Origin of the sequence: Hydrogenophaga sp. (assembly GCF_048549895.1) — a bacterium.
GTDB lineage: Bacteria > Pseudomonadota > Gammaproteobacteria > Burkholderiales > Burkholderiaceae_C > Hydrogenophaga.
Genome location: NZ_JBLYYB010000119.1, coordinates 1 through 22,932, shown reverse-complemented (window position 1 = coordinate 22,932; position 22,932 = coordinate 1). Strand labels below are relative to the sequence as shown.

The 22,932-nt window shown below is 64.7% G+C and carries 21 protein-coding genes; all 21 read left to right on the top strand.

Annotated features, from left to right (window positions below; all coding sequences use genetic code 11):
- A partial coding sequence (locus tag ACN4F8_RS12490) for a pilus assembly protein PilP (protein ID WP_419473892.1) occupies nt 1-197 on the top strand: 197 nt, incomplete at its 5' end.
- A complete protein-coding gene (gene pilQ, locus ACN4F8_RS12485; protein ID WP_419473891.1) occupies nt 194-2,317 on the top strand; it encodes a type IV pilus secretin PilQ in 2,124 nt (707 codons plus the stop codon). The genes ACN4F8_RS12490 and pilQ, both read left to right, overlap by 4 nt.
- Entirely contained in the window at nt 2,314-2,907 is a 594-nt protein-coding gene (locus ACN4F8_RS12480) for a shikimate kinase (protein WP_419473890.1), read from the top strand. The genes pilQ and ACN4F8_RS12480 overlap by 4 nt, the downstream gene beginning before the upstream one ends.
- Before the next feature lie 48 nt (nt 2,908-2,955).
- The gene (gene aroB / locus ACN4F8_RS12475) at nt 2,956-4,077 is read left to right on the top strand and encodes a 3-dehydroquinate synthase (protein WP_419473889.1); all 1,122 of its coding nucleotides are present in this window, start codon (nt 2,956-2,958) and stop codon (nt 4,075-4,077) included.
- A complete protein-coding gene (locus ACN4F8_RS12470) occupies nt 4,077-5,261 on the top strand; it encodes a deoxyguanosinetriphosphate triphosphohydrolase (protein WP_419473888.1) in 1,185 nt (394 codons plus the stop codon). The genes aroB and ACN4F8_RS12470 overlap by 1 nt, the downstream gene beginning before the upstream one ends.
- 22 nt (nt 5,262-5,283) lie before the next feature.
- Nucleotides 5,284-6,492 carry a CynX/NimT family MFS transporter gene (locus ACN4F8_RS12465; protein WP_419473887.1) on the top strand — a complete coding sequence of 403 codons (1,209 nt, stop codon included), beginning with the start codon at nt 5,284-5,286 and terminating at the stop codon, nt 6,490-6,492.
- 59 nt (nt 6,493-6,551) lie between these two features.
- Nucleotides 6,552-7,253 carry a transposase gene (locus ACN4F8_RS12460; RefSeq protein WP_419473886.1) on the top strand — a complete coding sequence of 234 codons (702 nt, stop codon included), beginning with the start codon at nt 6,552-6,554 and terminating at the stop codon, nt 7,251-7,253.
- Between the two features lie 186 nt (nt 7,254-7,439).
- Nucleotides 7,440-12,218, top strand: coding sequence for a glutamate synthase-related protein (locus tag ACN4F8_RS12455; protein ID WP_419473885.1), 4,779 nt, complete (start codon nt 7,440-7,442; stop codon nt 12,216-12,218).
- A 26-nt stretch (nt 12,219-12,244) separates the two neighbouring features.
- Nucleotides 12,245-13,726 (top strand): glutamate synthase subunit beta, encoded by a 1,482-nt coding sequence (locus ACN4F8_RS12450; protein WP_419473884.1) that lies wholly within the window; start codon nt 12,245-12,247, stop codon nt 13,724-13,726.
- A gap of 85 nt (nt 13,727-13,811) precedes the next feature.
- On the top strand, nt 13,812-14,636 hold the full coding sequence (locus ACN4F8_RS12445; RefSeq protein WP_419473883.1) for an ABC transporter ATP-binding protein: 825 nt from the start codon (nt 13,812-13,814) through the stop codon (nt 14,634-14,636).
- Nucleotides 14,633-15,415 (top strand): lipid asymmetry maintenance ABC transporter permease subunit MlaE, encoded by a 783-nt coding sequence (gene mlaE / locus ACN4F8_RS12440; protein ID WP_419473882.1) that lies wholly within the window; start codon nt 14,633-14,635, stop codon nt 15,413-15,415. Before ACN4F8_RS12445 ends, mlaE begins: the two co-directional genes overlap by 4 nt.
- Nucleotides 15,416-15,434: 19 nt before the next feature.
- Nucleotides 15,435-15,914, top strand: coding sequence for an outer membrane lipid asymmetry maintenance protein MlaD (mlaD, locus tag ACN4F8_RS12435; protein WP_419473881.1), 480 nt, complete (start codon nt 15,435-15,437; stop codon nt 15,912-15,914).
- A gap of 120 nt (nt 15,915-16,034) precedes the next feature.
- Entirely contained in the window at nt 16,035-16,769 is a 735-nt protein-coding gene (locus ACN4F8_RS12430; protein WP_419473880.1) for a VacJ family lipoprotein, read from the top strand.
- Between the two features lie 117 nt (nt 16,770-16,886).
- Nucleotides 16,887-17,510 (top strand): MlaC/ttg2D family ABC transporter substrate-binding protein, encoded by a 624-nt coding sequence (locus ACN4F8_RS12425; RefSeq protein WP_419473893.1) that lies wholly within the window; start codon nt 16,887-16,889, stop codon nt 17,508-17,510.
- 16 nt (nt 17,511-17,526) lie between these two features.
- On the top strand, nt 17,527-17,811 hold the full coding sequence (locus ACN4F8_RS12420) for an STAS domain-containing protein (protein WP_419473879.1): 285 nt from the start codon (nt 17,527-17,529) through the stop codon (nt 17,809-17,811).
- A gap of 138 nt (nt 17,812-17,949) precedes the next feature.
- Nucleotides 17,950-18,888: an ABC transporter ATP-binding protein gene (locus tag ACN4F8_RS12415; RefSeq protein WP_419473878.1), complete on the top strand. Its 939-nt coding sequence runs from the start codon at nt 17,950-17,952 to the stop codon at nt 18,886-18,888.
- Entirely contained in the window at nt 18,885-19,640 is a 756-nt protein-coding gene (locus ACN4F8_RS12410; RefSeq protein WP_419473877.1) for an ABC transporter permease, read from the top strand. The genes ACN4F8_RS12415 and ACN4F8_RS12410 overlap by 4 nt, the downstream gene beginning before the upstream one ends.
- Before the next feature lies 1 nt (nt 19,641).
- Nucleotides 19,642-19,881 carry a BolA family protein gene (locus tag ACN4F8_RS12405; RefSeq protein WP_069047539.1) on the top strand — a complete coding sequence of 80 codons (240 nt, stop codon included), beginning with the start codon at nt 19,642-19,644 and terminating at the stop codon, nt 19,879-19,881.
- A 14-nt stretch (nt 19,882-19,895) separates the two neighbouring features.
- Nucleotides 19,896-21,176, top strand: coding sequence for a UDP-N-acetylglucosamine 1-carboxyvinyltransferase (murA, locus tag ACN4F8_RS12400; protein ID WP_419473876.1), 1,281 nt, complete (start codon nt 19,896-19,898; stop codon nt 21,174-21,176).
- On the top strand, nt 21,173-21,823 hold the full coding sequence (gene hisG / locus ACN4F8_RS12395) for an ATP phosphoribosyltransferase (protein ID WP_069047538.1): 651 nt from the start codon (nt 21,173-21,175) through the stop codon (nt 21,821-21,823). Before murA ends, hisG begins: the two co-directional genes overlap by 4 nt.
- A partial coding sequence (hisD, locus tag ACN4F8_RS12390) for a histidinol dehydrogenase (RefSeq protein WP_419473875.1) occupies nt 21,820-22,932 on the top strand: 1,113 nt, incomplete at its 3' end. The genes hisG and hisD, both read left to right, overlap by 4 nt.

Sequence of the window (22,932 nt, the reverse complement as noted above, 5' to 3'; positions counted from 1 at the left end):
GGCAACTGGTTGCACTCGTGAAGGTCGACAACCTGCTGTATCAGGTTCGCCCAGGCAGCTATCTGGGGCAGAACTACGGACGTGTGACCAAAATTTCAGAAACCGAGGTGGTCATGCGCGAAATCGTGCAGGACTCCGGCGGCGAGTGGACGGAGCGCCCCGCAGCGTTGCAGTTACAAGAGGAAGCTTCTAAATGAACAAGCCAATCAAGGCGTCCGTGGTGTCAGCTGTGCAACGGGGTGTGCTCAGGGGCGCAGTCTTTGCCTGCATGGCGGTAACCACTGTGTGGGCTCAGGCTCAAAACACGATTCAGTCGTTGACGGGGGGTGTGCAAGGCGGTGTGGAGGTCATTCGCATCAACACGGCTCAACCGCTTGCCGCTGTGCCGACCGGGTTCACCATCCAGTCGCCGGCCCGCATTGCACTTGACTTCCCTGGCGTTGCCAACGCAATCGGTCGCAGCACTGTTGAAATCAATGAAGGCAACCTGCGCTCGGCCAATGTGGTTCAGGCTGGTGACCGCACGCGCGTGGTGATCAACCTGAAGCAGACCGCTTCTTACGAAACCAAGATCGAAGGCAACTCGCTTCTGGTCGTGTTGCAGCGCTCCGAGGTGGTGACGGCCGTCACAGCGCCGCCGGCCTCTTTTGCTGAAAACCGCAACCGCGACGTGTCATCGCTTCGCGATATCGACTTCCGCCGAGGCGTGGGCAACGCCGGTCGTGTGGTGGTGGAGCTGGCCAACAACCAGGTGGGTGTTGATATCCGCCAGCAAGGGCAAAACCTGGTGGTGGAGTTTTTGAAGACATCCCTGCCCGAAGGCTTGCGCCGCCGGCTGGATGTGAGTGATTTCGGTACGCCTGTGCAGAGCGTCACCACGTCCCAGACGGGTGACCGGGTGCGCATGGTCGTCGCGCCTACCGGCAACTGGGAGCACTCTGCGTATCAGAGCGACAATCAGTTCGTTCTGGAGATCCGAGAGCAGAAAATCGATTCCAGCAAGCTCACGCAAGGGCCTGGCTACAACGGCGAGAAGCTTTCTTTGAACTTCCAGAACATCGAAGTTCGGTCGTTGCTGCAGGTGATCGCCGATTTCACCAACTTCAACGTGGTGACGTCAGACTCTGTGACAGGCTCGGTGACACTGCGGCTCAAGGATGTGCCTTGGGACCAGGCGCTGGACATCATTCTTCAGGCCAAAGGCCTGGGCATGCGCAAGTCGGGCAATGTGTTGTGGATTGCGCCCAAGGACGAGATCGCTGCGCGTGAAAAGCAAGACCTGGAAGCGCGCGCGTCAACAGAAAGTCTGGAGGCATTGCGCACGCAAGGCTTTCAGATGAACTACGCCAAGGCGGTCGACATTGCCTCCCAGTTGACTTCCACGGGTGGTGGCGCCAGTGCGTCGGGTGGAAGCAACGCCCGAATCCTGTCTGAGCGTGGCAGCGTGATTTCCGAGCCGCGGACCAACCAGCTGTTTGTCACCGACATCCCATCCAAGCTGCAACAGGTTCAGGACCTGATCGCCAAGCTGGACATTCCGATCCGCCAAGTGATCATCGAGGCCCGCATCGTTGAGGCCGACGACACGTTCGGCAAGTCGCTGGGTGTTCGACTGGGCGGTGGCGTGCGTGGCTTTGGTGCCGGCTCCATCAACGGTAATCAAGTGCAGGGCAACTTCGGCTCGACCTACGGTGCGGTATCGACGGGCCCAACACCGACTTCTGCTCCGTTTGTGAGCTTGCCGGCCAACCCGGGAACCGCCCTGGCTGCGTCTTACGCCCTGTCGCTGTTCAGTCCCAATGCCTCGCGCTTCCTGAGTCTGGAAATCTCTGCGCTGGAATCGGATTCGAAGGGACGCATTGTGGCCAGCCCCCGTGTCGTGACGGCCGACGGCGTCAAGGCACTGATCGAACAAGGCACCGAGTTCCCTTACCAGACGGCAACATCCAGCGGCGCGACGGCGATTGCCTTCCGCAAGGCCAACCTGAAGCTGGAAGTGACGCCTCAGATCACGCCTGAAGGCAACATCATCCTGGACCTGGACATCAACAAGGACAGCAGGGGTGTGGACACGCCAGACGGCGTGGCCATCAACACCAAGCACGTTCAGACGCAGGTGCTGGTGGAGAACGGCGGAACGGTGGTGATCGGCGGCATCTTCGAACAAACGCAGCGCGACACCGTGAACAAGGTGCCTCTGCTGGGTGATCTGCCTGGCGTGGGCAATTTGTTCAAGTCGCGCGAACGCACCAACAACAAATCCGAGCTGCTCATCTTCATCACACCTCGCGTGTTGGGTCGATCCGCCATCAATTGAGCGCTTCGTCCTGCTTCCTGATCGGCTTGCCTGGCTCGGGCAAGTCGACGGTGGGTCGCCAGTTGGCGCGCCGCATTGCACTCCCTTTCTTTGACTCGGATCACGTGATCGAACACCGCTTGGGGTGTTCGATCCGTGAGTTTTTTGAGCGCGAGGGTGAGGAGCGATTCCGCGATCTTGAAGCGTCTGTCATCGACGAGCTGACGGCGGGGCCCACCTGTGTGGTGTCCACCGGCGGTGGCTCCGTGCTGCGGCCAGAAAACCGCGAGCGGTTGAACCAGCGGGGCACCGTGGTCTATTTGCGCTCCACGCCTGAGGAGGTCTTTCGTCGCTTGCGGCACGATCGAAACCGTCCGTTGCTGCAGGTGGCAGATCCTCAGCAGCGTCTGAAGGATTTGTACGCCGAGCGCGACCCGCTGTACCGCCAGACAGCGCATTTTGTGATTGAAACGGGGCGGCCCTCGGTGGCCATGTTGGTGAACATGATCGTGATGCAACTGGAGTTGGGTGGGGCAGCCACACAGGAGGTGCCTATCGAGCCTGATGCGTCTGGCCCTCAACCATCAACGGGTTCCCGGTCTGTTCGCTGATTCGCTGGCTTGGGCCTGTGGTTCGATGTGGGCATAAACTTGGGCCCCATGACGCTCCAAGCCACTTTTTCCCCTCACCAGCAGGTCAACATCGGTCTTGGCGATCGCAGCTACGCCATCGACATCGGTGCTGGATTGCTGGATTCCCAGGACAGCTACCGCGACCTTCCCGCCGCCCGAAGCGCGATGATCGTCACCAACGAAACGGTGGAGCCGCTGTACGCCGAGCGTCTGAAGCGGGTGCTCGCATCGCGCTACGCCCAAGTCCACATGGTGAGTCTGCCCGATGGCGAGTCTTACAAGACCTGGGAATCGCTCAACCTGATTTTTGACGCGCTGCTCTCGCACGCCTGTGACCGCAAGACGGTTCTTTTCGCGCTCGGCGGTGGTGTGGTGGGCGACATGACCGGCTTTGCCGCAGCAAGCTACATGCGTGGCGTGCCGTTCGTGCAGGTACCCACCACCTTGCTGGCACAGGTGGACTCTTCAGTGGGCGGCAAGACGGCGATCAACCATCCGCTGGGCAAGAACATGATCGGGGCTTTCTACCAGCCTCGGCGTGTGGTGTGCGACCTCGACACCCTCAATACCTTGCCGGTGCGCGAACTCAGCGCCGGTCTGGCCGAGGTCATCAAATACGGACCCATCGCCGACACGGCCTTTCTCGACTGGATCGAGGAGCATATGCCCCGGCTCATGGCGCGCGATCCCGAGGCCTTGGCGCATGCCGTCAAACGCAGTTGCGAGATCAAGGCCTGGGTGGTGGGGCAGGACGAGCGCGAATCAGGCCTGCGCGCCATTCTCAATTTTGGCCACACCTTCGGACATGCGATCGAGGCGGGCATGGGCTACGGCGCATGGCTGCACGGCGAGGCCGTGGGTTGCGGGCTGGTGATGGCGGCGCGGCTCTCGCAGGCTCTGGGTGGTGTCGATGCCGCGTTTGTCGAACGTCTCACGCGCCTGGTGCAAGCGGCGGGGCTGCCCACCGTGGCGCCCGTGCTGGACGTGCACGACAACGTGGGCCGCTATCTCACCCTGATGCGGGTCGACAAGAAATCGGAAGCGGGCGAGATCAAGTTCGTGGTGATCGATCGGCCCGGCAGCGCCGTGGTGCGATCGGCGCCCGATGCGCTCGTGGCGCAGGTGATCGAGGCGAGTGTGCGCGCCTGATGGAGCGAGCGCCGCAACGATCCGTGCAAACGCTGGCGCCCTACGCCAGTGACCCTGCGCAGAGTCGAGGACGCCGGTACCCGGAGGCTGAAGCTCCCACGCGCACGGCCTTCCAGCGTGATCGGGACCGCGTGATCCACTCCACCGCATTTCGCCGGCTGGTTTACAAAACCCAGGTATTTCTGAACCACGAAGGCGATCTTTTCCGCACGCGTCTGACGCACTCGCTCGAGGTGGCGCAGCTGGGGCGCAGCATCGCGAGGTCCTTGCAGCTCAATGAAGATCTGGTCGAGGCGATTGCGCTGGCGCACGACTTGGGCCATACGCCATTCGGGCATGCGGGCCAGGACGCGCTGAACGCCTGCATGCAGTCGCTCGCACCCACCCCAGACGCCGAAGACGGGTGGGGTTTCGAGCACAACCTGCAGAGCTTGCGCGTGGTGGACGAACTGGAGGAGCGATACCCGGCGTTTGACGGTTTGAACCTGTGCTTCGAGACCCGCGAGGGCATCCTCAAACATTGTTCGCGCAACAACGCGCAGCGGCTGGAACGCCTGGAGCCCAACGGCGTGGCCGCTCGGTTCCTCAAAGGCGGCTCTCCCAGTCTGGAGGCGCAGCTGTGCAACCTGGCCGACGAGATCGCCTACAACGCGCACGACATCGATGACGGCGTGCGCTCGGGTTTGCTGACGCTGGAGCAACTGGGCGAGGTGCCTTTGTTCGAGTACCACCGGCAGCAGGCGCTGAAGGCACATCCTGCGCTGGCCGGCCGGCGTCTCCTGTTCGAGTCCATTCGCCTCATGCTCAGCGATCAGGTGTACGACGTGATCGACCACACCCGCCTGCTCATGGACGGGCATGCGCTGAACAGCGTGGACGACGTGCGCCGCCTGCCGCCTTTGGTGGCGTTTTCCCCGACCATGCGCGATCAATCACAGCTGCTCAAGACCTTTCTGCTTCGCAACCTTTACCGCCACCCTCAGGTGATGGAGACCACGAACCGCGCACGCCGTGTGGTCAGCGACCTGTTTGAGCGCTACATGAGCGCACCGCAGGAATTGCCCGACGCCCACAGCCGGAGCCGGCACCATGCGCGCACTGTTGCCGACTACATCGCGGGCATGACCGACCGCTTCGCCATTCGCGAGCACGAGCGCTTGTTTGGCGCGGTGGTCTTTCCCTGAGCTGAGCCGAGTCCACCGCCGCATGACAGCCCGAGACGATTCGGCTTCCCGGCGAACGGCAGCCATCGTGTTTGCGGTGGGCGTCACATGTGCCCTGCATGTGGGCAAACTGCCGGTGGCCATCCCCGTGTTGCGCGACGCTTTGGGTCTGACCTTGGTTCAGGCCGGTTTTCTGTTGTCGCTGGTGCAGCTCGCCGGCATGACGCTGGGGCTGGTGGTCGGCCTTGCTGCAGATCGGCTGGGTCCGAGGCGGGTGATGGTGGCCGGGTTGGTGCTGCTGGCGTTGGGCAGTGCACTCGGTGCAATGGCGCCCGGGACGGCGTTGCTGTTGTTCTCCCGCGTGGTCGAGGGCATGGGATTCCTGCTCGCAGTGTTGCCCGCGCCTGGCCTTCTGCGCCAACGTGTGCTGCATGCACCCACCCTGTCGCGCGCACTGGGCTGGTGGGGTGCCTACATGCCGCTGGGTACTGCGCTGGCCCTGCTGTTGGGTGCGCCGCTCATGGGCGTGATCGGTTGGCGGTGGGCATGGGTGTGCCTGGCGTTGCTGTCGCTGTGTGCGGCGGCGGTGCTCATGCGCTGTGTGTCCGACGACAAGCGCGCGGACAGGCCAGGCCCGCCAGCCGTCGCCTGGCGCCCCAGACTCCGGCGAACGCTGGAAGCGCCGGGCCCTTGGTGGGTGGCACTGGCGTTCTTCCTTTACTCAGGCCAGTGGCTGGCCGTGATCGGCTTTCTGCCCACCATTTACGCGCAAGCCGGGTATGGCGCCGTGGCGGTGGGCGCCTTGAGTGCGCTGGCGGCGGGAATCAACATGTCGGGCAACATTGGCGCGGGGCGGTTGTTGGCGCGCGGTGTGCCGCCCGGCGCGCTGCTGGGCGCCGGCTTTTGCGCCATGGGACTCGGCTCGGTGATCGCCTTCACCGCAGAGGGTTACCCGCTCGCTCAGTACCTGGCCGTGCTGGCTTTCTCGGGCATCGGCGGACTGGTGCCGGGAACCTTGTTTGGTTTGGCGGTGGTGCTGGCTCCGGGCGAGGACACGGTGTCCACCACGGTCGGCTGGATGCAGCAGTTCTCGGCGCTCGGCCAGTTCATCGGCCCGCCGCTCGTGGCCTGGGTCGCCACCCAAGCGGGCGGTTGGCAATCCACCTGGTGGGTCACGGCGGCTTCGTCCGTGCTTGGGCTGTTGCTGGCGGGACGCCTGCAAACTGCATGGCGCCAAAGGGCTGGTGTTTAATCGGGGTCATTAATCGGGGTCCATTAATCGGGGTCAGATTCCAATTTCACACCTCATCCATGGCCCGACTGCCCCGCCTCACCGTTGCCGGTTACCCTCACCACGTCATCCAGCGTGGCAACAACCGGCAGGCCATCGTCAAAACCGATGCCGACCGCGAGGTGCTGCTCGACCTGTTGGGCGAAAACGCGAAAAAGCACCAGGTGGCGATCAACGCCTATGTGCTGATGGACAACCACTTTCACCTGCTGCTCACGCCCGAAACCGGCGAGGGTGTGCCGTTGATGATGCAGGCGGTGGGGCGGCGCTACGTGCGCTATTTCAACGATCTGCACCAGCGCACCGGCACGCTGTGGGAAGGGCGGTACAAGTCCACCCTGATCCAGACCGACCGCTATCTGCTCGCCTGCATGGCCTACCTGGACCTGAACCCCGTGCGCGCCGGCATGGTGAACGACCCGAGGCAATACGTGTGGTCGAGCCACCGCCACTTCATTGGACAGACCAACGACCGGCGCGTCACGCCCCATCCCTTGGTCTGGAGCCTCGGGAACACGCCCTTTGCGCGGGAGGCCGCCTACACCGAATTGGTGCGCGCCGGACTGGCCGCCGATGCACAAAACGCGATCACGCACGCCACGCTGCACGGCTGGGCGCTGGGTGACGCCGAGTTTGTGGAGACCCTGCAGAAGCAGACCAGTCGCCGCATCAGCGAAGCGCGCGCCGGCCGACCGCCGAGGACATCCCCGGATGGCCGGTGATCAACCGTGAGCTTCGGCTGTTCTTCGCGCGATTTTGATCTGTCCCCAATTGAGTTCGATACAAAAATCGTGCGCGCAAAATTGGAATCTGACCCCCATTAATCTGCTTGGCATTGTTGTTGCAATGCAATATGCTCCGCAGTCCCCGATTTGCATCAACGCCCCACGAACCGAGAAGGAAGCGCCATGACCACGGCAGCCGAACAGCAGTACCTCCAGCAACACGGTCTGTACGACCCTTCCAACGAGCACGACGCCTGTGGCGTCGGTTTTGTGGCGCACATCAAGGGCGAGAAGAGCCACGGCATCGTGCAGCAGGGCTTGAAGATTCTTGAAAACCTCGACCACCGGGGTGCGGTCGGTGCCGACAAGCTGATGGGCGATGGCGCGGGTCTGTTGATCCAGCTGCCCGATGCGCTGTACCGCGAGGAAATGGCGGCCCAGGGCGTGACCCTGCCACCCGCCGGCGAGTACGGCGTGGGCATGATTTTCATGCCCAAGGAGCACGCCAGCCGCCTGGCCTGCGAGCAGGAAATGGAGCGCGCCATCGCCGCCGAAGGTCAGGTGCTGCTGGGTTGGCGCAACGTGCCGGTGAACCTCGACATGCCGATGTCGCCCACCGTGCGCGCCAAAGAGCCGGTGATCCGCCAAGTGTTCATTGGTCGCGGCAACGACGTGATCGTGCAGGACGCGCTGGAGCGCAAGCTGTACGTGATCCGCAAGACAGCGAGTGCCAACATCCAGCGCCTCAAGCTGACCCACAGCAAAGAGTATTACGTGGTCAGCATGAGCAGCCGCACCGTGGTCTACAAAGGCCTGCTGCTGGCCGATCAGGTGGGCACCTACTTCCGCGACCTGCAGGACGAACGCTGCGTCTCGGCCCTGGGCCTGGTGCACCAGCGCTTTTCCACCAACACCTTCCCCGAGTGGCCGCTGGCCCACCCGTACCGCTATGTGGCGCACAACGGCGAGATCAACACCGTCAAGGGCAACTACAACTGGATGAAGGCGCGCGAGGGCGTGATGTCCTCGCCCGTGCTGGGTGCCGACCTGCAGAAGCTCTACCCGATCAGCTTCGCCAGCCAGTCCGACACCGCCACCTTCGACAACTGCCTGGAGCTGCTGACCATGGCGGGTTACCCGCTGGCGCAGGCCGTGATGATGATGATCCCCGAGCCGTGGGAGCAGCACACCACCATGGACGAGCGCCGCAAGGCCTTCTACGAGTACCACGCCGCCATGATGGAGCCGTGGGACGGCCCTGCCTCCATCGTGTTCACCGACGGCCGCCAGATCGGCGCCACGCTGGACCGCAACGGCTTGCGCCCTTCGCGCTACTGCATCACCGACGACGACTTCGTGATCATGGGCTCCGAGTCCGGCGTGCTGCCCGTGCCCGAGAACAAGATCGTGCGCAAGTGGCGCCTGCAGCCCGGCAAGATGTTCCTGATCGATCTGGAGCAGGGCCGCATGATCGACGATGAGGAGCTCAAGGCCAACCTCGCGAACAACAAGCCCTACAAGCAGTGGATCGACAACCTGCGCATCCGTCTGGACGACGTGGACACCCCCGTGGCCGGTGAGTCGGCGCAGGAGCAGCGCATCGGCGCGACCGAGCCGCAAACCGGTGGCATGGAAAACGTCGCGCCCGAACTGCTGGACCGCCAGCAGGCCTTTGGCTACACGCAGGAAGACATCAAGTTCCTGATGAGCCCGATGGCCGCCAACGGCGAAGAGGGCATCGGCTCCATGGGCAACGACAGCCCGCTCGCCGTGCTGTCCGACAAGAACAAGCCGCTCTACAACTACTTCAAGCAGTTGTTCGCGCAGGTGACCAACCCGCCGATCGACCCGATCCGCGAGGCGATCGTGATGTCGCTGGTGTCTTTCATCGGCCCCAAGCCCAACCTGTTGGACATCAACCAGGTCAACCCGCCGATGCGCCTGGAAGTGAGCCAGCCCGTGCTCGACTTCACCGACATGGCGAAGCTGCGCGACATCGAATCGGCCACGCAAGGCAAATTCCGCAGCCACACGCTGGACATCACCTACCCGGCCGACTGGGGCCGTGCCGGCGTGGAAGCCAAGTTGGCGTCGCTGTGCGCCAGTGCGGTCGATGCCATCAAGGGCGGCCACAACATCCTGATCATCAGCGACCGCGCCATCAGCGCGACGCAGATCGCCATCCCCGCGCTGCTCGCGCTCTCGGCCATCCACCAGCACCTGGTGCGCGAAGGTCTGCGCACCACGGCCGGCCTGGTGGTGGAGACCGGCACGGCGCGCGAAGTGCACCACTTCGCCGTGCTCGCGGGTTACGGCGCCGAAGCCGTGCACCCCTACCTGGCCATGGAAACCCTGGCCGCCATCCACAAGGGCCTGCCCGGCGACCTGAGCGCCGACAAGGCGATCTACCAGTACGTCAAGGCGATCGGCAAGGGCCTGTCCAAGATCATGTCCAAGATGGGCGTGTCGACCTACATGTCGTACTGCGGCGCGCAGCTGTTCGAAGCCATCGGCCTCAACAGCGCCACGGTGGAGAAGTACTTCACCGGCACGGCCAGCCGCGTGGGCGGCATCGGCGTGTTCGAGATCGCCGAAGAGAGCATTCGCATGCACAAGGCGGCTTTCGGCGACGACCCGGTGCTCGCCACCATGCTGGACGCCGGTGGCGAATACGCCTGGCGCGCCCGCGGCGAAGAGCACATGTGGACGCCCGACGCCATCGCCAAGCTGCAACACAGCACGCGCGCCAACAACTGGAACACCTACAAGGAATACGCGCAGCTCATCAACGACCAGAGCCGCCGCCACATGACCCTGCGCGGCCTGTTCGAGTTCAAGATCGATCCGGCCAAGGCGATCCCGATCGACGAGGTCGAGTCGGCGAAAGAAATCGTCAAGCGCTTCGCCACCGGCGCCATGTCGCTCGGCTCCATCTCCACCGAGGCGCACGCCACGCTGGCCGTGGCCATGAACCGCATCGGCGGCAAAAGCAACACCGGCGAAGGCGGCGAAGACGCGCTGCGTTACCGCAACGAGCTCAAGGGCATCCCGATCAAGCAGGGCCAGACCATGTCCGACCTGCTGGGCAAGGACACCTTTGAAGTCGACTACGTGCTGCAGGCCGGCGACTCCATGCGCTCCAAGATCAAGCAGGTGGCCTCGGGCCGCTTCGGTGTCACAGCCGAGTACCTCAACAGCGCCGACCAGATCCAGATCAAGATGGCCCAGGGCGCCAAGCCCGGCGAAGGCGGCCAGCTGCCCGGTGGCAAGGTCAGCGACTACATCGGCAAGCTGCGCCACAGTGTGCCGGGCGTGGGTCTCATCAGCCCGCCGCCGCACCACGACATCTACTCCATCGAAGACCTGGCGCAGCTGATCCACGACCTGAAGAACGTGGCGCCGCATTCGAGCATCAGCGTGAAGCTGGTGTCCGAAATCGGCGTGGGCACCATCGCCGCGGGCGTGGCCAAGTGCAAGGCCGACCACGTGGTGATCGCCGGCCACGACGGCGGCACGGGCGCTTCGCCCTGGTCGTCCATCAAACACGCTGGCAGCCCGTGGGAAATCGGCCTGGCCGAAACCCAGCAGACGCTGGTGCTCAACCGCCTGCGCAGCCGCATCCGCGTGCAGGCCGACGGCCAGATGAAGACCGGCCGCGATGTGGCCATCGGCGCGCTGCTGGGTGCCGACGAATTCGGCTTCGCCACCGCACCGCTGGTGGTCGAGGGCTGCATCATGATGCGCAAGTGCCACCTCAACACCTGCCCGGTGGGCGTGGCCACGCAAGACCCGGCGCTGCGCAAGAAATTCAGCGGCAAGCCCGAACACGTGGTGAACTACTTCTTCTTCATCGCCGAAGAAGTGCGCCAGATCATGGCCCAGCTGGGCATCCGCAAGTTCGACGACCTGATCGGACGCGCCGACCTGCTCGACATGAAGCAGGGGATCGAGCACTGGAAAGCACGCGGCCTCGACTTCAGCCGCCTGCTGGCCCTGCCCAACGTGCCGGCCGACGTGCCGCGCCTGCACACGCAGGAGCAGGAGCACGGTCTGGACAAGGCACTCGACAACATCCTGATCGCCAAGTCGCGCGGTGCCATCGACAAGGGCGAGCGTGTGCAGTTCATCGAGGTGGCGCGCAACGTCAACCGCTCGGTGGGCGCCATGCTCTCGGGCGCGGTGACCCAGGTGCATCCCGAGGGCCTGCCGGACGATTCCATCCGCATCCAGCTTGAAGGCACGGGCGGCCAGTCGTTCGGCGCCTTCCTCACGCGCGGCATCACGCTGTACCTGATCGGCGACGCCAACGACTACACCGGCAAAGGCCTCTCGGGTGGCCGTGTGGTGGTGCGCCCCAGCATCGACTTCCGCGGCGAAGCCGCGCGCAACATCATCGTGGGCAACACCGTGATGTACGGCGCCACCACCGGTGAAGCCTTCTTCAGTGGCGTGGCCGGCGAACGCTTCGCGGTGCGCCTCTCGGGCGCCACCGCGGTGGTGGAGGGCACGGGCGACCACGGCTGTGAATATATGACTGGCGGCACCGTGGTGGTGCTGGGCAAGACCGGGCGCAACTTCGCAGCCGGCATGAGCGGCGGCGTGGCCTACGTGTACGACGAGGACGGCCAGTTCGCCAAGCGCTGCAACACCGCCATGGTCAGCATGGAAAAAGTGTTGTCTGCCAAAGAGCAGGAAGCCACCATGGACAAGGCCATCTGGCACCGCGGCCTGAGTGACGAAGCGCAGTTGAAAAAGCTGCTCGAAGAGCACAACCGCTGGACCGGCAGCAAGCGCGCGCGCGAACTGCTCGACACCTGGGCGCAGGCGCGCGACAAGTTCGTGAAGGTCTTCCCGAACGAGTACAAGCGCGCCCTGGGTGAAATCCACGCCCGCAAGAACGCTGCTGAGGTGACCACCAAGGCCCAGGCGACAGTGAAAAAAGCCACCGTCGCCGCCAAATAAGCCAACGCAATCGAAGGACACGCATCATGGGAAAAGTCACCGGCTTCATGGAATACGAGCGTCTGGAAGAGGGCTACAAGCCCGTGCCCGAGCGCCTGAAGCATTACAAGGAATTCGTCGTTGCGCTGGATGACCAGCAGTCCAAGGTGCAGGCCGCGCGCTGCATGGACTGCGGCACGCCGTTCTGCAACAGCGGCTGCCCGGTCAACAACATCATTCCGGACTTCAACGATCTGGTGTACCAGGGCGACTGGAAGAACGCGATCACCGTGCTGCACAGCACCAACAACTTCCCCGAGTTCACCGGCCGCATCTGCCCCGCGCCCTGCGAGGCCGCGTGCACGCTCAACGTCAACGACGACGCGGTGGGCATCAAGTCGATCGAGCACGCCATCATCGACCGCGCCTGGGCCGAGGGCTGGGTACAGCCGCAACCGCCGCGCCACAAGACCGGCAAAAAGGTCGCCGTGGTCGGCTCCGGCCCGGCCGGCATGGCCGCGGCCCAGCAGCTCGCGCGCGCCGGTCACGACGTGACGCTGTTCGAGAAGAACGACCGCGTGGGTGGCCTGCTGCGCTACGGCATCCCCGACTTCAAGATGGAGAAGACCCACATCGACCGCCGCGTGGCGCAGATGGAGGCCGAAGGCGTGGTGTTCCGCACCGGTGTGATGGTGGGCACGCTGCCCAAAGACACCAAGGTCACCAACTGGGCGCAAGAGACCATCACCCCCGAGCAACTGCAGAAAGACTTCGACGCCGTGTTGCTCACCGGCGGCTCCGAACAAAGCCGCGACCTGCCGGTGCCCGGCCGCGACCTCGATGGCGTGCACTTCGCCATGGAGTTCCTGCCGATGCAGAACAAGGTCAACGCGGGCGACAAGTTCAAAGGCCAGTTGCGCGCCGATGGCAAACACGTGATCGTGATCGGCGGTGGCGACACCGGCAGCGACTGCGTGGGCACCAGCACCCGCCACGGCGCGGTCAGCGTGACCCAGTTTGAGGTCATGCCCCAGCCGCCCGAGCAGGAAGACAAACCCCTGGTCTGGCCCTACTGGCCGCTCAAGCTGCGCACCAGCTCCAGTCATGACGAAAGCGCCGAAAAGGGCATCCTGCAGCGCGAGTTCGCCATCTCCACCAAGGCCTTCAAGGGCGAGAAGGGCAGGGTCACCGGCCTGACCACCGTGCACGTCGAAATGAAAGACGGCAAGCTGGTCGAGATCCCCGGTACTGAAAAAGAGTACAAGGCCGATCTGGTGCTGCTGGCCATGGGTTTCGTGAACCCGGTCGCCAGCATTCTCGACGGCTTCGGCGTGGACAAGGACGCCCGCGGCAACGCCAAGGCCAGCACCGAGTTCACCGGCGGTTATGCCACCAACGTGCCCAAGGTGTTTGCCGCCGGCGACATGCGCCGCGGCCAGAGCCTGGTGGTGTGGGCCATCCGCGAAGGCCGCCAGGCCGCGCGATCGGTCGATGAATTCCTCATGGGTTTCTCCGACCTGCCGCGCTGAAGTCGGCGTCGCCGCATGGAAGTCGGGTTTACCCCGAATCCCTTATCATTCAACGACCGGGCACCCTCTGCCCGGTTTTTGTTTGATGCCCACCCACAACGCACCCCCCCTGGTCGAACTGCGCAACCTCACCTTCGGGTACGGCGAGCGCGCCATTCTCGACAACATCACGCTGACCGTGCCCCGGGGCAAGGTCACGGCGCTCATGGGTGCGTCTGGCGGCGGCAAGACCACGGTGCTGCGCCTCATCGGCGGTCAACTCCGCGCCCAGAAGGGCCAGACCCTGTTCGATGGACAAGACATCACGGTGATGCGCGCAGAGGCTCTGTACGCCGCGCGCCGTCGCATGGGCATGCTGTTCCAGTTCGGCGCCTTGTTCACCGACATGAGCGTGTTCGACAACGTGGCCTTTCCGTTGCACGAGCACACCAGTCTGCCCGACGCTCTGGTGCGCGACATCGTGTTGATGAAGCTCAACGCGGTGGGCCTGCGCGGCGCGCGCGATCTCATGCCCAGCGAACTCTCGGGCGGCATGGCGCGGCGCGTGGCGCTGGCCCGGGCGATCGCACTCGACCCCGAACTCGTGATGTACGACGAGCCCTTCGCCGGCCTGGACCCGATCTCGCTGGGCACCGCCGCGCGCCTGATTCGCCAGCTCAACGACGCCATGGGTCTCACCAGCATCGTGGTCTCGCACGACCTGGACGAAACCTTCCACATCGCCGACCAGGTGATCGTGCTGGCCAACGGCAAGATCGCAGCCCAGGGCACGCCCGAGGAAGTGCGTCACAGCGAAGACCCGCTGGTCAAACAGTTCGTCAACGCCTTGCCCGACGGCCCGGTGCGCTTTCACCACCCTGGCCCGAGCCTTGAGCACGACTTCGGCAACGGCCACAAGGAGCGCGCATGACCGCAGCCTGGCTTGCTCGCCTGGGTTTTGCTGTTCGCACCCAGATCACCGACATCGGCACCAGCACGCGCCTGCTCGCGCGCCTGCTCATGCTGCTGGGTGCTGCGCTGCGCCGCCCGGCGCTGCTGCGCGACCAGATCCACTTTCTGGGCAACCATTCATTGGCCCTCATCGGTGTCTCCGGCCTGTTCGTGGGCTTTGTGCTGGGGCTGCAGGGCTACTACACGCTGCGCATCTACGGCGCCACCGAAGCGCTCGGTTTGCTGGTCGCGCTGTCGCTGGTGCGCGAACTCGGGCCCGTGATCACCGCGCTCTTGTTCGCGGGGCGCGCCGGCACCTCGCTCACCGCCGAGATCGGCCTCATGAAGGCCGGCGAACAACTCAGCGCCATGGAAATGATGGCCGTGGACCCGGTGCGCCGCGTGCTCGCGCCGCGCTTCTGGGCCGGCGTGATCGTCATGCCTTTGCTCGCCGGCATCTTCAGCGCCGTGGGTGTCATCGGCGGCTGGGTGGTGGGCGTGCTCATGCTCGGCCTGGACGGCGGCGCCTTCTGGAGCCAGATGCAGGGCGGCGTGGACGTCTGGGCCGATGTGGGCAACGGCGTCATCAAGAGCGTGGTGTTCGGCTTTGCCGTGACCTTCGTGGCCTTGTTGCAGGGCTTCAGCGCCCACCCCACGCCCGAAGGCGTGTCGCGCGCCACCACCCGCACCGTGGTGGTGGCCTCGCTGGCCGTGCTGGCGCTCGATTTCATCCTCACCGCCACGATGTTCAGCATCTGAGCGTCATCCGGAGATCAACATGCAAACTTCCAAAAACGACATCTGGGTTGGCCTGTTCGTGCTGATCGGCGCAGCGGCCATCCTGTTCCTGGCCCTGCAGTCGGCCAACCTGCTGAGCCTGAACTTCGAGAAGACCTACCAGGTGGTGGGCCGCTTCGACAACGCCGGCGGCGTCAAACCCAAGGCCGCGGTGCGCAGCGCGGGTGTGGTGGTCGGGCGGGTGGAGTCGATCACGTTCGACGACACCACTTTCCAGGCCAACATCACGATGGCGCTGGAATCGCGCTACGCCTTCCCCAAGGACAGCTCGCTCAAGATCCTCACCAACGGGCTGCTGGGCGAACAGTACATCGGCATCGAACCCGGTGGGGACGCCGAGAACATCGCCGCTGGCGCCGTGATCACGCAGACGCAGTCGGCAGTGATCCTGGAGAACCTGATCAGCCAGTTCCTGTTCAGCAAGGCCGCTGACAGCGGTGACGCCAAGCCCGCCGAGTAAGCCCAGCAGGGCTTTTGGCGGCGCGTCCGGACAAGACACCAGCAACCTGACAAGAATGCGGGCTGGTTCGGTCATGGCGATTCAACAACGATTCGGGCGCTGCGCCCAGGGGGTTTCACAATGAACAACAAGCTCAAAAACACAGGCCGTTCTTCGGCACTGCTGGCCAGCGGTCTGGTCCTGGTCGTGCTCACCGGCTGCGCGACCGGCCCCGATGCCAACCCACGCGATCCGCTGGAGCCGCTCAATCGCGGGGTCTACCGTTTCAACGATGCGGTGGACACGGCGGTCCTCAAACCCGTGGCCACGGTCTACAAAGACGTCACGCCCAGCCCGGTGCAGACCGGCGTGAGCAACTTCTTCGGCAACATCGGCGACCTCTGGTCGGCGGCCAACGCGGCGTTCCAGTTGCGTCCGCGCGAGGCGGGTGAGAACCTGATGCGCTTCAGTGTCAACACCGTGCTTGGCCTGGGTGGCCTGCTCGACATCGCCACCGAAGCCGGCATTCCGCGCACCCGCCTGGATTTCGGCCAGACACTGGGTCGCTGGGGCGCGCCATCCGGCGCCTATCTGGTGCTGCCGATTTTTGGTCCTTCCTCGGTGCGTGATGGCACCGGCCTGGTGGTCGACATGAGCGTGGACCCGGTCACGGGTCTGAATGACGTGTCCACGCGCAACTCGCTGACCGCATTGCGGGTGGTCGACACCCGTGCCAGCCTGCTTCGAGCCTCGTCGCTGCTGGAAGAGGCTGCGCTCGACAAATACAGCTTCACCCGCGATCTGTACCTCAACCGCCGCCAAAGCCAGATCGACGACATGATCGACAAAGGCATTGGCTTGGGCGATGGTGAGTAAGACGCCGATACGTCTCGCAACGAATGCGGCGGAACTGCTTCACATTTCTGCCGCTCCGATGAACTACGCTGCGTTCTCTGCAGTCGGGCCATTGGGCCTTAAAGGAAAACAACCATGATGAAACGCCGCTCCTGGCTCTCCGCCCTCGTGATCACCGCCGCCGGTGTGGTGTCTTTGCCCGCTCTGGCGCAAGACGAAGCACCCGACGCGCTGGTCAAGCGCATTTCCAGCGACGTGCTGGCCTCGGTGAAGGCCGACCCCGCCATCCAGGCCGGTGATGTGAACCGCATCGTGGCGCTGGTGGATTCCAAAATCCTGCCCAGCGTCAACTTCACGCGCATGACGTCGTCTGCGGTCGGCCGCTTCTGGCGCCAGGCCACGCCCGAGCAGCAAAAGCAGCTGCAGGACGAGTTCAAGATCCTGCTGGTGCGCACCTACTCGGGTGCACTCGGCGAGGTGAAAGACCAGACCGTGTCCTTCAAGCCCATGCGCTCCAAGCCCGAAGACACCGAGGTGGTGGTGCGCTCCGAAGTGCGCGGCAAAGGCGACCCGATCCAGCTCGACTACCGCATGGAAAAGACCGCCAACGGCTGGAAAATCTACGACATCAATGTGCTCGGCGTCTGGCTGGTGGAAACCTACCGCACGCAGTTCGCGCAGGAAATCAACGCCAAGGGCATCGACGGCCTGATCGCGTCGCTGGTCCAGCGCAACAAGTCCAACGTCGCCAAGACCAGCTGATCCCGTGACGACATCCATGTCCACGGCCGCTGCTCCAGCGGCCCTGCCGTCACAGGTCACGCTGGCAAACGCTGGACAGACCTTGGTGGAGTTGAAGCAGGCACTGTCGCACCAGGCGGGTCCGGTGGTGGTGCTCGATGCCGCTTCGCTGAGCGTGTTTGATTCGTCGGCGGTGGCGGTGCTGCTGGAGCTGCGCCGCCAGTTGCGAGCCGAGGGCAAGACCATGCAAGTGAGTCATTGGCCGCGCAGGCTGGAGAGCCTCATGGAGCTCTACGGCGTGAACGGGTTGCTTGCGCCCTGAGCATTTTCAACGCGCAGCGGGCGCGGGGACTTGCCCTGTGTCCCGTGCGGACACCCCGCCGGGCCTAAAATACGCGGTTCTCTTGTCGCGGCCAGATGTCCTGAACGCGGCCCATGACTCCAGTGGTTCCCCCCGCGCATGCCCGCCGTTTCCTTCTCTGACGTCTCCAAAAGTTTCCCGTCCTCGCGCGGCACCGTGCAGGCTTTGCAGTCGGTGTCGTTCGACATCGAGGCCGGTGAGTTTTTCGGCCTGCTCGGCCCCAACGGTGCCGGCAAGACCACGCTGATCAGCATCCTGGCCGGTCTGGCCAGCCCGTCTTCGGGCCGCGTGCTGGTCCATGGCAGCGACGTGCAGGCCGACTACCAGGCCGCGCGCCGCCAGCTGGGCGTGGTGCCGCAGGAGCTGGTGTTCGACCCCTTTTTCAATGTGCGCGAAGCACTGCGCATCCAGTCCGGCTACTTCGGCATTCAGCGCAACGACGCCTGGATCGACGAACTGCTGGAGGGCCTGGGCCTCACCGACAAGGCCAACGCCAACATGCGCCAGCTCTCGGGCGGCATGAAGCGCCGGGTGTTGATTGCACAGGCGCTGGTGCACAAGCCACCCGTGATCGTGCTCGACGAACCCACCGCCGGTGTGGACGTGGAGTTGCGCCAGACCCTGTGGCAGTTCATCTCCGACCTCAACAAACGGCTGGGCAGCACCGTGCTGCTGACCACGCATTACCTCGAAGAAGCCGAAGCCTTGTGCGGCCGCATCGCCATGCTCAAGCAGGGCAGGGTGGTGGCGCTCGAATCCACCTCGGCCTTGCTGTCGCGCGCCGCGTCCAACGTGTTGCGCTTCAAGACCGACGCGACCTTGCCGCCCGAGCTGGCCGCGCAGGCGCGCGTCACCGGCCGCGTGGTGCAACTGCCGGCCAACGATGCGCTGGCGGTTGAGCGCATCCTGGCGCGTCTGCGCGAGGCGGGTGTGGCGCCCGAGGACATCGAGATCCGCAAGGCCGATCTGGAGGATGTGTTTCTGGATCTGACCGGCGCGCAGCCCCGACAGGTCGCCCCTGTGGAGGTGCCAGCATGACGGGTTGGCAGACGCTGTTTTACAAAGAGGTGCTGCGTTTCTGGAAGGTCGGTTTCCAGACGGTTGCAGCACCCGTGATCACCGCCATCCTGTACCTCATGATCTTCGGCCACGTGCTCGAAGACCGGGTGCAGGTGTACGACTCGGTGAGCTACACCGCCTTTCTGTTGCCGGGCCTGGTGATGATGAGCGTGCTGCAGAACGCCTTTGCCAACAGCTCGTCGTCGCTGATCCAGAGCAAGATCATGGGCAATTTGGTGTTTCTGCTGCTCACGCCGCTGTCGCACCGCGCCTGGTTCGTGGCTTACGTGGGCTCGTCCGTCGTGCGGGGTCTGGCGGTTGGCGCCGGCGTGATGGTGGTCACCTGGTGGTTCGCGCAGCCCTCGCTGGTGGCGCCGCTGTGGATCCTGGCCTTCGGCTTCATGGGCGCGGCCTTGCTGGGTGCGCTGGGTCTGATCGCCGGCCTGTGGGCCGAGAAGTTCGACCAGATGGCCGCGTTCCAGAACTTCATCATCGTGCCCATGACCTTCCTCTCGGGCGTGTTCTACTCGATCCACTCCTTGCCCGAGTTCTGGCAGAAGGTGAGCCACCTCAACCCGTTTTTTTACATGATCGACGGCTTCCGCTACGGCTTCTTCGGCAAGAGCGACGTGTCACCCTGGATCAGCCTGGCGCTGGTGGGCGGGGCACTCGCCGTGGTGAGCGCGATCGCGCTGCACCTGCTCAAGACCGGCTACAAAATTCGCCACTGACATGACCGCTGAACAACTGCAATCGCTCATCGCCGCCGGCCTGCCGTGCGAGCACCTCGAAGTCACCGGCGACGGTCGCCACTGGGCGGCGGTGATCGTGTCGCCTGCCTTCGAAGGCCTGCGCCTGATCAAGCGCCACCAGGCCGTTTACGGCACGCTGGGCGGGCGCATCCAGACCGACGAGGTGCACGCCTTGTCGATGAAGACCTACACCCCCGCCGAATGGGCGGCCCAACCCTGAGCCGATAGCGTTCCATGGACAAACTGCGAATCACCGGCGGCCGCTCCCTGCAAGGCGAGGTGACCATCTCGGGCGCCAAAAACGCCGCGCTGCCCGAACTGTGCGCTGCGCTGCTCACCGCCGACCCCGTCACGCTGAACAACGTGCCGCGCCTGCGCGACGTGGCCACCATGCGCCAGCTGCTCGACAACATGGGCGTGCAGACGCAGACCCATGGCGAGCGCGGCGGCATCACGCTGCAGGCGGCCGACCCCATCAAGGCGGAGGCACCGTACGAGCTGGTCAAGACCATGCGTGCGTCGGTGCTGGTGCTCGGGCCGCTGCTGGCGCGCTTTGGCCACGCCCGTGTTTCCCTGCCCGGCGGTTGCGCCATTGGCTCGCGCCCGGTGGACCAGCACATCAAGGGCATGCAGGCCATGGGCGCCGAGATTGTGGTGGAGCACGGCTACATGGTGGCCAAGCTGCCCGCGGGCAAGACGCGCCTGCACGGTGCGCGCATCGCCACCGACATGGTCACCGTCACCGGCACCGAGAACTTCCTCATGGCCGCCGCGCTGGCCGAGGGCGAGACGCTGCTGGAAAACGCGGCCCAAGAGCCCGAGATCGGTGACCTGGCCGAGATGCTGATCGCCATGGGCGCGAAGATCGAAGGCCATGGCACCAGCCGCATCCACATCCAGGGCGTGGACCGGCTGCACGGCTGCACCCACCAGGTGGTGGCGGACCGCATCGAGACCGGCACCTTTTTGTGCGCCGTGGCCGCCACGGGGGGTGACGTGGTGCTGCGCCATGGCCGCGCCGACCACCTCGACGCCGTGATCGACAAGCTGCACGAAGCCGGCGCCGAGATCGAAGCCGGCAAGGACGCAGGGGGCGATTTCATCCGCGTGCGAGCGTCGGGCCGCCTGAAGGCCCAGAGCTTTCGCACCACCGAGTACCCGGGCTTCCCCACCGACATGCAGGCCCAGTTCATGGTGCTCAACTGCATTGCCGACGGCACCAGCAAGGTCACCGAGACCATCTTTGAAAACCGCTTCATGCACGTCAACGAGCTGGTGCGCCTGGGCGCGCACATCCAGGTCGACGGCAAGATCGCCGTGGTCGAAGGCATCGCGCGCCTGTCTGGCGCCACCGTCATGGCCACCGACCTGCGCGCTTCGGCCAGCCTGGTGATTGCCGGTCTGGTGGCCGAGGGTGAAACCATCGTCGACCGCATCTACCACCTGGACCGTGGCTACGACCAGATGGAAGAAAAACTGCGCGGCATCGGCGCCGACATAGAACGCATCAAATGATCACGCTAGCTCTCTCCAAAGGCCGCATCTTCGACGAGACCCTGCCGCTGCTGAAAGCCGCGGGCATCGAGGTGCTGGAAGACCCCGAGAAGTCGCGCAAGCTGATCCTGGCCACCAGCAACCCGCAGGTGCGTGTGGTGCTGGTGCGCGCGAGTGACGTGCCAACCTACGTGGAACACGGTGGTGCCGACCTGGGTGTGACCGGCAAGGACACGCTGATCGAGCACGGTGGCCAGGGCCTCTACCAGCCGCTGGACCTGAACATCTCGCGCTGCCGCGTCAGCGTGGCCGTGCGCGCGGATTTCGACTACGCCTCGGCTGTGCGCCAGGGCTCGCGCCTGAAGGTGGCCACCAAGTACACCCACATCGCGCGCGAGTTCTTCGCCAGCAAGGGCGTGCACGTGGACCTGATCAAGCTCTACGGCAGCATGGAGCTGGCACCGCTCACCGGCCTGGCCGATGCCATCGTCGACCTCGTGTCCACCGGCAACACGCTCAAGGCCAACCACCTGGTCGAGGTCGAACGCATCATGGACATCAGCGCGCGCCTGGTGGTCAACCAGGCTTCGCTGAAACTCAAGCAAGCCGCCATCCGCCCCATCATCAACGCCTTCGCGCAAGCCATCGAACAAGGCACGCCCGCATGACCTTCACCGCCCGTCCCGCTCGCCTGTCCACCACCGCCGCCGAATTCGAGGCGCAGTTCGCGGCCCGGCTGCATTGGTCGGCCGAGACCGACGGCGCGATCGAGGAGCGCGTGGCCAGCATCCTGGACGATGTGAAGTCGCGCGGTGATGCTGCGGTGCTGGAATACACCTCCCGATTTGACGGTCTGGCCGTAAACAGCATGGCTGAGCTGGAGCTTACCCAGGCCGACTTCAAGGCCGCGTTCGACGGCCTGCCCAGCGCCCAGCGCGAGGCCTTGCAGGCCGCCACGCGCCGGGTGCGCAGCTACCACGAGGCCCAGAAAAAGGCCGGTGGCGAGAGCTGGAGCTACCGCGACGAGGACGGCACGCTGCTGGGCCAGAAGGTCACGCCGCTGGACCGCGTGGGCATCTACGTGCCCGGTGGCAAGGCGGCCTATCCGTCGAGCCTGATCATGAACGCCGTGCCGGCGCATGTGGCCGGCGTACAGGAAATCATCATGGTGGTCCCCACGCCCGTTCGCGGCAGCGTGGCCACCGGTGGCAGCGGTGCCTCCACCTCGACCACTGGCGAGCGCAATGATCTGGTGCTCGCTGCCGCCTACGTGGCCGGCGTCTCGCGCGCCTTCACCATCGGCGGCGCTCAAGCCGTGGCCGCGCTCGCCTACGGCACGGCCACCGTGCCCAAGGTCGACAAGATCACCGGCCCGGGCAACGCCTACGTTGCCAGCGCCAAGAAGCGCGTGTTCGGCACCGTGGGCATCGACATGATCGCCGGCCCGAGCGAGATCCTCGTGCTGGCCGACGGCAGCACGCCGGCTGATTGGGTGGCCATGGACCTGTTCAGCCAGGCCGAACACGACGAACTCGCGCAGAGCATCCTGCTGTGCCCCGATGGCACCTACATCGACGCGGTGCAGGCCGCCATCGACCGCCTGCTCAACACCATGCCGCGCGCGGCCATCATCGCCAAGAGCCTGAACGACCGTGGCGCGCTGATCCACACGCGCAGCATGGAAGAGGCTTGTGCCATCAGCAACCGCATCGCGCCCGAGCACCTGGAGGTGTCCAGCAGCGAGCCGCACCGCTGGGAGCCGCTGCTCAAACACGCG